Annotated in this window: 11 protein-coding genes; 3 read left to right on the top strand and 8 right to left on the bottom strand. The window is 65.4% G+C overall.

Annotated features, from left to right (window positions below; translation table 11 throughout):
- Positions 1–124: 124 nt before the first annotated feature.
- A complete protein-coding gene (locus NFE57_RS04015; RefSeq protein WP_252134271.1) occupies positions 125–1,051 on the bottom strand; it encodes a LysR family transcriptional regulator in 927 nt (308 codons plus the stop codon).
- A gap of 137 nt (positions 1,052–1,188) precedes the next feature.
- Here NFE57_RS04015 and NFE57_RS04010 point away from each other — a divergent pair, with 137 nt between their 5' ends.
- The 3 genes from NFE57_RS04010 to NFE57_RS04000 are packed head-to-tail and all read left to right on the top strand — an operon-like array spanning position 1,189 to position 5,355.
- Positions 1,189–2,355: an HlyD family secretion protein gene (locus tag NFE57_RS04010; protein ID WP_286207651.1), complete on the top strand. Its 1,167-nt coding sequence runs from the start codon at positions 1,189–1,191 to the stop codon at positions 2,353–2,355.
- Positions 2,352–3,884, top strand: coding sequence for a DHA2 family efflux MFS transporter permease subunit (locus NFE57_RS04005; protein ID WP_252134269.1), 1,533 nt, complete (start codon positions 2,352–2,354; stop codon positions 3,882–3,884). Before NFE57_RS04010 ends, NFE57_RS04005 begins: the two co-directional genes overlap by 4 nt.
- A 13-nt stretch (positions 3,885–3,897) precedes the next feature.
- Positions 3,898–5,355, top strand: a complete 1,458-nt coding sequence (locus NFE57_RS04000; protein WP_252134268.1) for an efflux transporter outer membrane subunit — start codon at positions 3,898–3,900, stop codon at positions 5,353–5,355.
- A 1-nt stretch (position 5,356) separates the two neighbouring features.
- On the opposite strand, the gene alaS is transcribed toward NFE57_RS04000, so the two are convergent.
- From alaS to rpsP, 7 genes are all read right to left on the bottom strand, one after another.
- Positions 5,357–8,023 carry an alanine--tRNA ligase gene (gene alaS / locus NFE57_RS03995; protein WP_252134267.1) on the bottom strand — a complete coding sequence of 889 codons (2,667 nt, stop codon included), beginning with the start codon at positions 8,021–8,023 and terminating at the stop codon, positions 5,357–5,359.
- A gap of 86 nt (positions 8,024–8,109) precedes the next feature.
- Entirely contained in the window at positions 8,110–9,381 is a 1,272-nt protein-coding gene (locus NFE57_RS03990) for a M24 family metallopeptidase (protein ID WP_252134289.1), read from the bottom strand.
- Positions 9,381–10,706, bottom strand: a complete 1,326-nt coding sequence (locus NFE57_RS03985; RefSeq protein ID WP_252134266.1) for a dicarboxylate/amino acid:cation symporter — start codon at positions 10,704–10,706, stop codon at positions 9,381–9,383. Before NFE57_RS03985 ends, NFE57_RS03990 begins: the two co-directional genes overlap by 1 nt.
- 103 nt (positions 10,707–10,809) lie before the next feature.
- A complete protein-coding gene (locus tag NFE57_RS03980) occupies positions 10,810–11,445 on the bottom strand; it encodes a glutathione S-transferase family protein (RefSeq protein WP_252134265.1) in 636 nt (211 codons plus the stop codon).
- Positions 11,446–11,585: 140 nt separating this feature from the next.
- A complete protein-coding gene (gene recA, locus NFE57_RS03975) occupies positions 11,586–12,659 on the bottom strand; it encodes a recombinase RecA (protein ID WP_286207623.1) in 1,074 nt (357 codons plus the stop codon).
- Positions 12,660–12,945: 286 nt separating this feature from the next.
- The gene (gene rimM / locus NFE57_RS03970) at positions 12,946–13,458 is read right to left on the bottom strand and encodes a ribosome maturation factor RimM (RefSeq protein ID WP_252134264.1); all 513 of its coding nucleotides are present in this window, start codon (positions 13,456–13,458) and stop codon (positions 12,946–12,948) included.
- 47 nt (positions 13,459–13,505) lie between these two features.
- Positions 13,506–13,997, bottom strand: a complete 492-nt coding sequence (rpsP, locus tag NFE57_RS03965; protein ID WP_252134263.1) for a 30S ribosomal protein S16 — start codon at positions 13,995–13,997, stop codon at positions 13,506–13,508.
- Positions 13,998–14,088 lie beyond the last annotated feature (91 nt).

The raw sequence follows: 14,088 nt of genomic DNA, 5'->3' as shown, positions 1-14,088 counted from the left end.
CTCACGCAGGTCCATCGAATAAGGTCGCGCCATGCTCGCTGGCCTCCATGCCCAGCCAGCATCTTGAATCACATCTATACGCCCTCGTGAATCCCCTATCGATTCAATCCCACGTCATCCCGCTCTAGATAAGCGCCGAAATCGTCTCGCGCAGCCAGCGAACACCGGCATCCTCCTCGAACTTGCTGTGCCACAAGGTCGTCAGCCCGATTTCGTCGCCGCTATCGGGAACGTCGAGAATCGCGACGCCGAGCCGGGCCCCATCCTGCTGTGCGAAGCGTTTGGGCACCAGCGCGATACAATCGGTGCGACCGACCACTGCCAGCGCCGTCCTTGCGTCGTAAACCGATATCGGGGGCTCCGTCGTCGTGCCGTTCGGTGGATCGTTGGTATCGATGATCGTCCGACGTTCGAGCCCCCCTTCCGAGGTCAGCAATCGCAGCGCTTCGAACGGTTTTCCTGTCGCGATCACCACGCGCGGTTGCTCGGCAAGGTCGGCGGGGGTCAATCTGCGGCCCACCAATGCGTTTCGGCCCGCCGCGATCCAGACGAGTTCCTCCTGGAACAATGGTTCTACGCGTAACCTTTTTGGAATTTTGGTGAAAGCGCCCAGCGCCACGTCGACTGCCCCCTCGTCGAGATCGACGAGCAGGTCACCGCCAAGCGGCTGGACGCGAAACGAAACGTGCGGTGCGACCTGCCGGGCATGCGCCAGCAGACGAGGAATGAGCAATGCACAGAAATACGATCCCGCCGCGATCGTAAAGCGCCGATGGGCGGTGCCCGGATCGAACGCGCTCGGGGACAACGCCGTACGCAATTGCGAAAGTCCCATGCGGACCCCCGGTGCGATCTCGATGGCGCGCGCGGTCGGCTGCAAGCCCCCCGGCGCGCGCACAAACAGCGGATCGCCCACCGATTGCCGTAACCGGCCAAGCGCATGACTAACCGCCGATTGCGTCAGCCCCAGCCGCGCGCCCGCCTTGGTGACGTTGCCGAGTTCGAACAGCGTATCGAAGACGCGGAGCAGGTTCAGATCGATTTCGCTCATGCATCGCCTTCATAATTTATGGGACGAATAATCATTAGCGCCAATTGTGCGGCGCACTAGATACTGTGCCGCCGCATAACGTAGCGCAGCCCCTCCATCCTTCGCAAAGCCTCAAAAAAGGAAACGTCGTGACAGAGATGTCGCCTTCCTTCGATCCGCCGCCCGCTGGCGCCACCGACCCAGAGACGCGGGGACATGACGTTGCCGGCGACGCACTCATCGCCGGTCGCGAAGAGGCGGACCCCGAACCTTCCGGCGGACGTCGGCGGGTGCGTACCGCGTTGCTCTTGCTCGGGCCGATCGTGCTGCTGCTGGCCGGGATCGCCTATTACCTCCATGGCGGCCGCTACGAGACGACCGACAATGCCTATCTGCAATCGGGCCAAGGTGCCGTCAGCCCCAACATTGCCGGTCGCGTGATCGCGGTTGAGGTGCGCAACAACCAGCATGTCAAACAGGGCGACATATTGTTCCGGATCGACCCCGCGCCCTATCAGGCCGCTGCCGACGAGGCCGAGGCGGCGCTTGCCGGCGCGCGCACCGGCGTTGCCTCGCTGCGCGCCAATTACCGGCAGGGGCAGGCCGAACTGACCGCCGCGCAAGACAAGTTACGCTATGCAGAACGCGAGGCCGCGCGTCAAAAGGCCTTGCTCGCCGAGGGCATTTCGTCGCAAAATCAGTACGATCAGGCGGTACTTGCCGCGCAGAACGCCCGTAGTGCGATCGTCAATGCCCGCCAGGCGAATGAGAGCGTGGCCGCACAACTGACCGGCAGTGTCACCGCCCCCGTCGATCGCCAGCCGGCGGTCGCCAAGGCCCAGGCCGTGCTCGAGCGCGCGCGGCTCAACCTTGGTTATACCGTCGTACGCGCCGCGCAGGACGGGATCGTCACCAAGGTCGATCAACTCCAGGTCGGCAATTATGTGAACGCGGGCCAGCCGGTCTTCACGCTGGTCGGCGACCGGGTGTGGGTTGAAGCCAATTTCAAGGAAAGCCAGCTCCATTACATGCGGCTGGGCCAGCCCGCGACGATCGAGATCGACGCTTTCCCTGGCCTCAAACTCAAAGGCCATCTGTCGAGCTTCAGCCCCGGCACCGGTAACAGCTTCTCGGTGCTCCCGGCCGAAAACGCGACCGGCAATTGGGTCAAGGTTGTCCAACGGCTTGCCGTCGAAATCACGATCGATAATCCCCCTGCCGAGGTACCGCTCCATGCGGGGCTCTCGGTCGAGGCGACGGTCGATACCGGGCACAAACGCCGCCTGTTCGGCACCAGTAAAGCCCCCGCGACGCCCGCTCGATGACTACCGCCGCCGTCTATCCCGACACCATGACGCGGCGGTTCATCACCGCCTCGGTGATGGCGGCGACGGTGATGAACTCGCTCGATTCGACGATCGCCAACGTCGCGCTGCCGCACATGCGCGGCAGCGTCTCGGCGTCGCCCGATCAGATCACCTGGGTGTTGACCTCGTACATCGTCGCCGCCGCGATCATGACGCCACTGACGGGCTGGCTCGCCGGCCGGTTCGGACGCAAGCGGCTGATGCAGATCTCGATCGTCGGCTTCACGATCGCATCGGGATTGTGCGGTATCGCCACCAATCTGAGCGAACTGGTGGGGTTCCGGTTGCTTCAGGGCATCTTTGGTGCCGCCCTGGTACCGATGAGCCAGGCGATCCTGCTCGACATCAACCCGCCCGAACGTCACGGGCCCGCAATGGCGATCTGGGGCATGGGCGCGATCCTCGGGCCGATCATCGGCCCCGCGCTCGGCGGCTGGCTGACCGACAATTTCACGTGGCGCTGGGTGTTCTACATCAACTTGCCGGTGGGTGTGCTCGCCTTTTTCGGCCTGTCACTGTTTCTGCACGAGACCAGAAGCGCCACCCGCGTGCGGCTCGACGCGTTCGGCTTCGCGATGCTCGCGCTCGGGATCGGCGCGTTGCAGCTGATGCTCGATCGCGGGCAGCAGCTCGACTGGTTCTCCTCGACCGAGATCATCGTCGAATGCGCGCTGATGGTGCTGTTTTTCTATCTGTTCGTCGTCCACACGCTGACGGCGAAGAACCCATTCGTCGATCTGGCGCTGTTCAGGGACAGGAATTTCCTGTTCGGCTCGCTGTTCGGCTTTTTCCTCGGGGTGATGATCTTCGCGGTGCTCGCGCTGCTTCCGCCGATGCTTGAGGAACTAATGGGCTATCCGGTATTGTTGACCGGCCTCGTCACCGCACCGCGCGGCATGGGGGCGATGATCTCGATGGTTCTCGTCGGCCAACTCATCAAACGCGTCGATTCGCGCATCCTGATCGGCGTCGGCATGGTGCTCGTTGCCTGGTCGACCTACATGATGGCGGGCTTTTCGCTCGATATGGACGAACGCCTCGTCATCCAGTCGGGTTTCATCCAGGGGCTGGGCACGGGTCTGGTGTTCGTGCCGCTGTCGACGATTGCCTTTGCGACGCTCGCGCCCCAATATCGCAACGAAGGCACCGCGATGTTCACGCTGATCCGGAATATCGGATCGTCGATCGGGATTTCGGTGTTGCAGGCGATGACGGTCCGCAACGCCGCCACCGTCCATTCGCGGCTGGTCGAAACGGTGCGGCCCGACAATCCCAACCTAGCTCAGGCGATGCCGGGCGTCGACTTCTCATCCGTCACAAGCCTCGCACGGCTCAATGGCGAGATCACGCGGCAGGCGGCGATGGTCTCCTATATCGATGCGTTCTACGCATTGTTCATCGTCATCATCCTGATTTCGCCGCTCATTTTCCTGATGCGGCCGCCGCGCAAACAGGCGGGCGAGCAACCCATCATGCACATGGACTGAACCGATGACCCGGATGTCGTTTCGCCCTCTCTTTGCCGCGCTTGCAGCCGGTTCGGTGCTCGCCGGCTGCGTGTCGGGGCCGGATTTCGAACGCCCCGCCGCGCCATCGACCACCAGCTATCGCTCGCCTGCCGATCCGGTTGCCATCCCGGCGCCCGGCCCCCTGGCCGATGCGGGCCAGGGCCCGGTGCAAAGCTGGTGGACGGCGTTCGGCTCGACCGATCTCGACGCGCTGGTGGCGCGGGCAATCGCCAACAACCACAGCCTCGCGGCGAGCAACGCGACGCTTCAGGCTGCGATCGAGAACGTCAACGTCGCCGCCGGCAAGCGGTTGCCGCAGGTCGATGCCAATGCACGGATCGAACGCCAGCAGCCCAACCTCGCGGCGTTCGGCTTCCAATCCGGGACCGGCAACCCCGAATTCAACCTCTATTCGGTCGGCGGCGGCGTGTCGTACGATCTCGACCTGTTCGGCGGCCGCAAGCGCGCGATCGAACAGGCGGCCGCGCGCGCCGACGCGCAGCGCCGCCAGACCGAGGCCGCTCACCTGTCGATCGCGGGCCGCGTCGTCAATCAGGTGCTGACGATCGCGGCGATCCGCGACCGGATCGACACCGCCGACGCGCTGCTCCGCGAAGACCAGCGCAACGTCGACCTCACCGAAAAGCGCCGCCAGGCAGGCGAAGGCACGCTGGTCGAGGTGCTCAACGCGCAAAGCCAATATGAGGCCGATCGCGGCGAGATCCCGCAACTCGGTCAGCAGCTCGCCGAAGCGCGCCATTTACTCGCGATCCTGGTGGGGGTGATGCCCGCCGACCTGGGGCCGACCGATTTCAACCTCGCCGATTTCACGCTGCCCGCCGATGTACCGGTGACCTTGCCGTCCGAACTCGTCCACAAGCGCCCCGACATCCTTCAGGCCGAGGCCGAATGGCACGCGGCAACCGCCGCGATCGGCGTCGCCACCGCACGGCTCTATCCCGACATCACGCTCGGCGTAACAGGCACGCAGGGCGCACCCCATTTAGGCGACGTGTTCAGCGGCGCGTTCCGGGGCTTCGATATCTTCGCCGGGCTGACGGCCCCGATCTTCCACGGCGGCACGCTCAATGCCCAAAAACGTGCGGCGGTCGATGAGGCCGAGGCTGCACAAGCACAATATCGGCAGACCGTGCTCGAGGCGTTCGGGCAGGTCGCCGATCTGCTTCAGGCGCTCGACAGCGACGCGCGCTCGGTCGCCAACCAGCGCCAGGCGATCGACGTGGCGCAACGCTCGTTGCACCTGTCGCGGCGCAGCTTCGAAGTCGGCAATTCGGGCGTCCTCCAGATCCTCGAAAGCGAGCGGCTGTACCAGCGCGCGAGGTCGGCGATGGTCGATGCCGAGGCGCGCCAGTATCTGAACGTCGCGCGGCTCTATGTCGCAACGGCGGGCGGCTGGACCGGCCCCGTCGTCGAGACCGCGGCGCAATAGCTCAGGCCGCGATCGCGCTTTCTTCCAGCGCCGCGCGCACCGCCGCGACCGCATCGTCGGCCTTGCTCCCATCGGGGCCGCCGCCCTGCGCCATATCGGGCCGACCGCCGCCGCCCTTGCCGCCGAGCGTGGCGACGGCGCGCTGCACCAGTTCGACCGCACTGACCTTGCCCGCGAGATCGTCGGTGATCCCGACGGCGACCGAAGCGCGACCGTCGTTGACCGCGACCAGCATCGCGACCCCCGAATCGAGCCGCGCCTTCATCTCGTCGACCGCGCCGCGCAACCCCTTGGGATCGAGCCCGTCGACGACCTGCGCAAGGAAGCCCGTGCCACCAACCTGCTCGGGACCAGCCGCCTGCGCAGCGCCACCGCCAAGCGCGAGCGCCTTCTTCGCCTCGGCAAGTTCGCGTTCCAGCCGCTTGCGGTCCTCGACCAGCGCCGCGACGCGCGCGGGCACCTCATCGGGCGACGCCTTGAGGACCGCCGCGGTTTCGCGCAATTTCTCGTCGCGCGCCTCGAACCAGCGCCGCGCACCATCGCCCGTCAGCGCTTCGATCCGGCGGACGCCCGACGATACCGCGCCTTCGCTGATGACCTTGAACAGCCCGATGTCGCCGGTCGCCGCGACATGCGTGCCCCCGCACAATTCGAGGCTGTAGATCGGGGCATTGTCGCCACCAGTGCGCCCCATCGAGACGACGCGCACCTCGTCGCCATATTTTTCGCCGAACAACGCCATCGCACCCTCGGCGATTGCCTCGTCGGGGGTCATCAGCCGCGTCTCGACCGGGTCGTTCTGGCGGATATAGGCGTTCACATCGCTTTCGATGTCGGCCAGCGCGGCTGCCTCCAACGCGGTCGGCTGCGAGAAATCGAACCGCAGTCGATCGGGCGCGACAAGGCTGCCCTTTTGCGCGACATGCGTGCCCAGATGCGCCCGCAGCGCCGCGTGCAGCAGGTGCGTCGCCGAATGGTTGGCGCGGATCGCGGCACGACGACCCGAATCGACCTCCATGCGCACCGAATCGCCAACCGCAATCGCGCCACCCTCAATCGTCGCATGGTGCGCCCAGAGCCGACCGAGATATTTCCTTGTGTCGGTAACAACAGCGCGCAACCCGCTATCGTTGCTTAATATTCCGGCATCGCCGACCTGGCCGCCGCTCTCGCCATAAAAGGGCGTCTGGTTGGTGACGATGTCGACCGTATCGCCCACACCGGCGCGATCGACTCGCGCGCCATCGCGGACGATCGCGATGATCTCGCCCTCGCCCTGTTCGGCGGTATAGCCGATGAATTCGGTGCCGCCCTTTTCCTCGACGAGATCGAACCAGAGTTCGTCCGAGGCCTTGTCGCCCGATCCCTTCCACGCCGCCCGCGCGGCGCGGCGCTGCTCGGCCATCGCGGCGTCGAAGCCTTCGCGATCGACCTGGAACGAGTGCGCGCGCAACGCATCCTCGGTCAGGTCGTAGGGGAATCCATAGGTGTCGTAGAGCTTGAACGCGGTCTCGCCCGACAGCGTCTCACCGGGTTTCATCCCCGCGGTCGCCTCGTCGAGCAGTTTCAGCCCCTTGTCGAGCGTCTGACGGAAACGTGTTTCTTCGAGCTGCAACGTCGCCTCGATCAGCGGCTGGGCGCGGATCAATTCGGGATAAGCGACGCCCATTTCGGCGACCAGCGCCGGCACCAGCCGGTGCATCAGCGGCTCCTTGGCGCCGAGCAGATGTGCGTGGCGCATCGCGCGGCGCATGATGCGGCGGAGCACATAGCCCCTGCCCTCGTTCGCGGGCAGCACGCCATCCGCGACCAGAAAGCCCGAACAGCGCAGATGATCGGCGATCACGCGGTGGCTCGCCTGCGTCGCGCCCGTGGTCGCGGTCTGCGTGAGCGCCCCCGATTCGGCGATCAGCGCCTTGAACGTGTCGGTATCGTAATTGTCGGTAACGCCCTGCATCACCGCGGCGACGCGCTCGAGCCCCATGCCGGTATCGATCGACGGCTTGGGCAGATTGCCCGTGATCTCGCCCGCTTCCTGCTCATATTGCATGAAGACGAGGTTCCAGATCTCGACGAAGCGATCGCCATCCTCGTCCGGGCTGCCGGGAGGGCCGCCGGGGATGTGCTCGCCATGATCGTAGAAAACCTCGGAACACGGGCCGCACGGACCATCCTCACCCATCGCCCAGAAATTATCCTTGGTCGCGATGCGGATGATGCGGTGTTCGGGAAGCCCCGAAATCTTCTTCCAGAGCTCGAACGCTTCGTCATCGGTATGGTAGACGGTCGCGGTCAATTTGTCGGGCGACAGACCCCAATCCTTGGTCAGCAGCGTCCACGCATGCGTGATCGCCTGTTCCTTGAAATAAGCGCCGAACGAGAAATTGCCCATCATCTCGAAGAAGGTGTGATGCCGCGCGGTATAGCCGACATTGTCGAGATCGTTGTGCTTGCCGCCCGCGCGCACGCATTTCTGCGCCGAGGTCGCGGTCGAAAACGGGCGTGTTTCCAAACCCGTAAAGACGTTCTTGAACGGGACCATGCCCGCGTTGACGAACATCAGCGTGGGATCGTTCTGCGGCACGAGCGGCGCGGAGGCCACCCGGGTGTGGCCGGTGCCCGCGAAGTAATCGAGGAACGAGCGGCGGATGTCGTTGGTAGAGGTCATGATGAGCGATCTAGGCGGAGTGACGGACGCGGGCAAGACGACACAAAGCGGGCGGCGCGCATTAGGCGCTGCCCGCGCGGGACCGGCTATCCCATCGGCCGGTCGATCGACGACGGCGGCTGCGAGAACCAGCGTGGCCCCGCCTCGGTCATGTAGAAGCAATCTTCCAGCCGCACGCCGAATTTACCGGGGAGGTAGAGACCCGGCTCATCCGAAAAACACATCCCCGGCGCGAGCTTTGTCGTCTCACCCCGGACCAGATTGACCGGTTCGTGCCCATCGAGGCCGATGCCGTGGCCGGTGCGGTGCGACAGCCCCGGGAGTTTGTAGCCGGGGCCGTAGCCGAGGCGTTCGTAATATTGGCGGACCGCGTCATCGACACTGCCCGCCGGCGCGCCGAGCTTGGCCGCCTCGAACGCGATCTGCTGGCCGTGGCGGACGCGATCCCAGACCTGTCGCTGCTCGGCGCTCGCGTTGCCGCCGTGCACCCAGGTGCGTGACACATCGGACTGATAGCCGTGGACCGTGCAGCCGCAATCCATCAGCACGATACGGCCCGTGTCGACCGTCTGCGGTTGTTTGGAGCCATGTGGATAGGCGGCCGATTCGCCGATTAGAGACATCGAGAATTCGGGGCTGCCGCCGAGCGCGCGCGTCGCGGCGCTCATCAGCGCGGAGACGTCCTGCTGGCGCATCCCCGTTTCGACGCGTGGATGAAGCCAGCGATAGGCGGCGATCGTCACGTCGGTCGCAACCTGCATCAGCGCCAGTTCGGCCGCGGTCTTGACCATCCGGCACCCGCGCACGACCGGGTTGGCCGACACCAGCCGCGCCTCGGGCAGCACCTTGCGCAGCCCATCGAACGCGAAGAAGCGTACGCTCTCCTCGATGGCGATCGGCTGGGCGGTGAGTTGGCGATCCTTGAGGAAGCCCGCCACGATCGCGAGTGGATCCTGATCCTCCTGCCACACGCGGATTTCGGCCGGCACCGCCAGCGTTTCGTGGACCGAGGGTTCCTCGAAGAAGGGCGTGACAATGCACAATGTGCCTTCTGCCGGCAGCACCGCGGCGGTCAGCCGTTCGCTGCGCCACCATTGGACGCCGGTGAAATAGACCATTGACGCCCCCGGCTCGAGCACCACCGCGCCGATGCCATTGGCCTTCATCAACGCCTGCGCGCGGGTGAGCCGCGCCGCGCGCTCGGCCGCGTCGATCGGTCGCGCGTTGCCGGTGATCGCCCGCAGCGCGGACAGATCGGGTTCAGCCGCGCGGAGGACGGCGGCGCCAAGCCGGTCCGTATGTGCGAGAAAGGGCATGACGGCGGCGGCCGTGATCACCGTGCGGCGGGACACGCGCATCACGCGGCGTCCTCCAGCACCACGCCATGACGATCGGTCTCGGGCTCCGCCGCCGCGACGATCGTGGCAAGGACGAGATCGCCGATGACGTTGAGCGTGGTCCGGCACATGTCGAGAAAACGATCGACGCCGAGGACGAGCCCGATCCCTGCAGGCGGCACCCCGACCATCCCGAGGATCAGCGCGACGACGGGCAGCGACCCTGCCGGGACGCCCGCAGTGCCGATCCCACCGAGAATGCACACCAGCATCACCATGAGCTGCTGCGCTATCGTCAATTCGACCCCGAAGAACTGGGCGAGGAACAGGACGGTGATGCCCTCGAACATCGCGGTGCCGTTCTGATTGGCGGTGGCGCCGATGGTGAGGACGAACCGCGCGACCTTGCGCGGCAGCTTGAGCTCGGTATCCGCGACGCGCAGCGAGGTGGGCAGCGTCGCGTTCGACGAAGCGGTCGAAAACGCCATCACCGAGGCTTCCTGCGTATCGCGGAAGAAAGCGAGCGGCGAGCGACGCGCCAGCACGATGAGCAACAACGGGAAGACGACGAACATCTGCACGCCCAGCGCAGCGATCACCACGCCGACGAACGCCGACAGCCGCACCAGCAAATCCCAGCCGAACAGCGCGGCGAGGTTGAACATGAAACAGAACACCGCCAGCGGCGCGAGACGGATGACGATGTTGATGAGCCGCATCGCGACCTCGAACACGCCCTCGATCGCGCGCTTGAGCGTCTGCACTTCGGGGCGGTCCTGCGTCAGCACGATGCCGATGCCGAAGAACAGGGCGAAGAACATCACCGCGAGAATGTCGTTCCCCGCCATCGCGCCGACGACGTTCGAGGGCACGATCGCCAGCACCGCCTCGAGCCCCGACGGGGTCTCGCCGGTGCGGGCGAGGATGGCGCTCGCGCCGGGACCGGCATCGGCGAGCATCGCCTGGGCGAGCACGGGATCGACGCCGTCACCGGGCCGCAGCAGATTGACCATGAGGAGGCTGATCGCCACCGCAATCGTCGAGACCACGACGGTGAGCCCCAGCGTGCGCAAACCTACCCGACGAAGCGAGCGAATTTCGCCCATCTCCGCGATCCCGACCACCAGCGCCGAGAACAGCAGCGGGATGACCAGCATGAACAGCAAGCGCAGGAACACCTGACCGATCGGTGCGGTGACATAGGTGGTGAGCGCATCCACCCAAGGCGCGTCGGCGGCGCTGATATGCACCGCGAGCCCGGCCAGCAGGCCGACCACGAACCCGATCAACATCTGATATTGCAGCGAAAGCCCACGCCGCTCGGTTGCCTGTTCGGCAGCGTCCATGCCTTCTCCTTCGCTCAATCCGGCCGGGCGCCCCCGCGCTTAGCCCTGTTTACACCACCTGAAGCGCATCGCGCGACCGGTCCCCCTAGCAGGCTTGCCCCGGTTACGCATAGGCATAGGGGCCACCCGCGGCGAGCGCGGCCTGATAGGCGGGGCGTGCGTGGATCGTCTCCAACCAGCGCAGCGTCGCCGGACGGCTGGCATCGAGCCCGGCGCGGCTGCGCGCGGCCTCGAGCGGGAAACTCATCATGATATCGGCGGCGGTGATGGCGTCGCCCGCGAACCACGGACGCGATGCGAGTTCGGCTTCGACATAGTCGAGATGGACATCGATCATCGGTTGGAAGCGCTTCTGCGCCACTTTGCCCATCACCGGCACCCGGCCAAGCACGAGTTTGACGAGCAGCGGCGGCATCAGCGAGCCTTCGGCATAATGGAGGAAATGGCGGTAGCGCAGCGCCGACTCGCGATGCGCAGGGGGGCCGAGGCGGCCATCGCCCTTCTCGACCAGATATTCGATAATCGCGCCGGTTTCGGCGACGACGCGGTTCTCGGCGTCGCCATCGACGATCACCGGCGACTTGCCGAGCGGATGGATGCGGGCGAGCGCCGGCGGGGCAAGCATCGTCTTGCGATCGCGTGCATAACGCTCGACCTGATAGGGGAGCCCGAGTTCTTCAAGCATCCACAGCACGCGCTGCGAGCGTGAATTTTCGAGATGATGGACGATGATCGTCACGGCATCGCTCTCCCTAAGTTGACAAAGTTGACGCCCGGAGGGGTGTACCGCCATCCCCGAAACGCTGAAAGGCTCGCCGTTGCGGGCGAGCCTTTCCATGTGTGCGACGCCGATACGCCGCGTGAAGATTATCGCGCCGATCAGAGATCGTCGTCGGCATCGGGGCCGGTCATCATCTCCTCGGCGACCTTGTCGGTGCGGGTGCGGATCGCCTTTTCGAGGCGGTCGGCCATTTCCGCATTCTCCTTGAGGAAGGTCTTGGCGTTCTCTCGCCCCTGACCGATGCGGACGCTGTCGTAGCTGAACCACGAGCCCGATTTCTCAACCAGCCCCGCCTTGACGCCGAGATCAAGGATCTCGCCGATCTTGGAAATGCCCTCGCCGTACATGATATCGAATTCGACCTGCTTGAACGGCGGCGCGACCTTGTTCTTGACGACCTTCACGCGCGTCGCGTTGCCGACGATATCGTCGCGATCCTTGATCTGGCCGGTGCGGCGGATATCGAGGCGGACCGACGCATAGAATTTGAGCGCGTTGCCGCCGGTGGTCGTCTCCGGATTGCCGTACATCACGCCGATCTTCATGCGCAGCTGGTTGATGAAGATCACCATGCAGCGCGACCGGCTGATCGAGCCCGTCAGCTTGCGCAGGCTCTGCGACATCAGCCGCGCTTGCAGGCCGACATGGCTGTCGCCCATCTCGCCTTCGATTTCGGCGCGCGGCACCAGCGCCGCGACCGAATCGACCACGAGCACGTCGATCGCGTTCGAGCGGACCAGCGTATCGACAATCTCGAGCGCCTGTTCGCCGGTATCGGGCTGCGACACGATCAGTTCGTCGATGTCGACGCCGAGTTTCTTGGCGTAACCCGGATCGAGCGCATGTTCGGCGTCGACGAACGCGGCGGTGCCACCGTTCTTCTGCGCCTCGGCGATGACATGGAGCGCAAGCGTCGTCTTGCCCGAGCTTTCGGGGCCGTAAATCTCGATCACACGGCCGCGCGGCAGGCCGCCGACGCCGAGCGCGATATCGAGCCCAAGGCTGCCGGTCGAGATCGACTCGACCTGCATCGCCTCTTTCTGCCCGAGCTTCATCGCCGAGCCCTTGCCGAAGGCGCGATCGATCTGCGCCAATGCGGCGTCGAGCGCCTTCTGCCTGTCCGAATTCGCTATTGCCATGCCGCTATCGATGACCTTCAAGTTCGCTGCCATTGGAAAGGCTCCCGTCGCTAAAGCAATCACGTGACGCGTTCAATGTGGAGCAGTGTGTATCGCATTTGTTCCAGTAGAACAAGAGTGGAACATAAGTTTTTCGCGGGGGCGCTTGCGGCATGGGAAACGAGCCATCCTCCTTGCGGCGTCGGGAAGAACGACGGCCCTTCGACAAGCTCAGGGCGAACGGTGGAGCGGATGATCTTCCAGAACCGGGGCGCCTGCGCGCGCGGCACGTTGGACCCCGGAACACGTCCGGGGTGACGGAATATTGGAACAGCGCCGGTTATTCGAGGAAAGCGGCCGGGACGATCGCGGTGGCGCCGATCTCGGCGACGGCGACGGGTACGAGCACGCGGCGGCCCGCGGCATCCTCGACATCGATCAGGTCGCCGGCACCGAAATTCTCGACCGCGACGACGCGGCCGGCAGGAGTGCCCGCATCGGTGACGACCGGCAGGCCGACCAGGTCGACATGATAATATTCACCCTCGCCGAGCGGCGGGAGCTCGGCGCGCAGGACGGTGAGCGCGGTGCCGCGCAGTTTTTCCGCGGCGGTACGATCGGGGATTTCGGCGAAGCGCGCGATCGCCCCCTTGGGGCCGACGCGCACCGATTTGAGCGTCAGCGCCCCGCCATTGAAGGCCCGATAGGGCTTCAGATCATCGGTGAAGAGTTTGAGCCGGACCTCGCCCGTCACGCCGTGCGCGCCGATGATGGCGGCCAGCGTGATCGGACGATCGCCGTCCCCGCCGTCGGGAGGGGACAGAGGAGAGCTGGTTGAGTGATGCGACGGCATATCGACACGCCCTCCCTGCCCCTCCCGCACGCGGGAGGGGGCTGACATCAGGCCTCGGCGGGCTTTTCTTCGGCCGCCGCTTCAGCCGCCGGGGTTTCCTCGGCGGCAGTCTCGACGACGTCGGCCTCGGCTGCGGCGGGGGCTTCCTCAACCGGCGCCGGCGCGGGGGCTGCCTTGGCTTCGGCTTCGGCTTCCTGCTGCGCCTTCAGCTTCTCGGCCCGCTCCTCGGCGCGCTCCTTGGCCTTTTCGCCGGGCTCGGCCTTCTTGGGGTTGTTGCGCGCCGCGCGCTCACGCACGCCGGCGGCATCGAGGAAGCGCGCGACGCGATCGGTCGGCTGCGCGCCAACGCTGAGCCAATGCTTGGCGCGATCGCCGTCGATCTGGACGCGCTTCTCGTCATCCTTGGCGAGGAGCGGGTTGTAATTGCCGATCCGCTCGATGAAGCGGCCATCACGCGGGCTGCGCGCGTCGGCGACGACGATGCGGTAATAGGGACGCTTCTTGGAGCCGCCGCGCGACAGACGAATGCTGAGTGCCATTGTCGTTACTTCCTTCTTTCGATCTTCGCTCCGGCACGCGCCGGAGGTTTTTTGATGGATATTTTGCCCTGACCGCCGGGATGGCCGCCGG

The organism is Hephaestia sp. MAHUQ-44 (genome assembly GCF_023806085.1).
In the GTDB taxonomy this organism is placed as follows: domain Bacteria; phylum Pseudomonadota; class Alphaproteobacteria; order Sphingomonadales; family Sphingomonadaceae; genus Sphingomonas.
The sequence above is the reverse complement of the archived record's forward strand: the minus strand, read 5'-3'. Positions and strand labels throughout refer to the sequence as shown.

What these genes read in the sequence shown, in the direction of transcription:
- rimM (WP_252134264.1), bottom strand. Translation starts at nt 13,458, where the DNA reads ATGCCGTCGCATCACTCAACCAGCTCTCCTCTGTCCCCTCCCGACGGC.
- NFE57_RS04000 (WP_252134268.1), top strand. Translation starts at nt 3,898, where the DNA reads ATGTCGTTTCGCCCTCTCTTTGCCGCGCTTGCAGCCGGTTCGGTGCTC.
- NFE57_RS04015 (WP_252134271.1), bottom strand. Translation starts at nt 1,051, where the DNA reads ATGAGCGAAATCGATCTGAACCTGCTCCGCGTCTTCGATACGCTGTTC.
- NFE57_RS04005 (WP_252134269.1), top strand. Translation starts at nt 2,352, where the DNA reads ATGACTACCGCCGCCGTCTATCCCGACACCATGACGCGGCGGTTCATC.
- rpsP (WP_252134263.1), bottom strand. Translation starts at nt 13,997, where the DNA reads ATGGCACTCAGCATTCGTCTGTCGCGCGGCGGCTCCAAGAAGCGTCCC.
- alaS (WP_252134267.1), bottom strand. Translation starts at nt 8,023, where the DNA reads ATGACCTCTACCAACGACATCCGCCGCTCGTTCCTCGATTACTTCGCG.
- recA (WP_286207623.1), bottom strand. Translation starts at nt 12,659, where the DNA reads ATGGCAGCGAACTTGAAGGTCATCGATAGCGGCATGGCAATAGCGAAT.
- NFE57_RS04010 (WP_286207651.1), top strand. Translation starts at nt 1,189, where the DNA reads ATGTCGCCTTCCTTCGATCCGCCGCCCGCTGGCGCCACCGACCCAGAG.
- NFE57_RS03990 (WP_252134289.1), bottom strand. Translation starts at nt 9,381, where the DNA reads ATGCGCGTGTCCCGCCGCACGGTGATCACGGCCGCCGCCGTCATGCCC.
- NFE57_RS03985 (WP_252134266.1), bottom strand. Translation starts at nt 10,706, where the DNA reads ATGGACGCTGCCGAACAGGCAACCGAGCGGCGTGGGCTTTCGCTGCAA.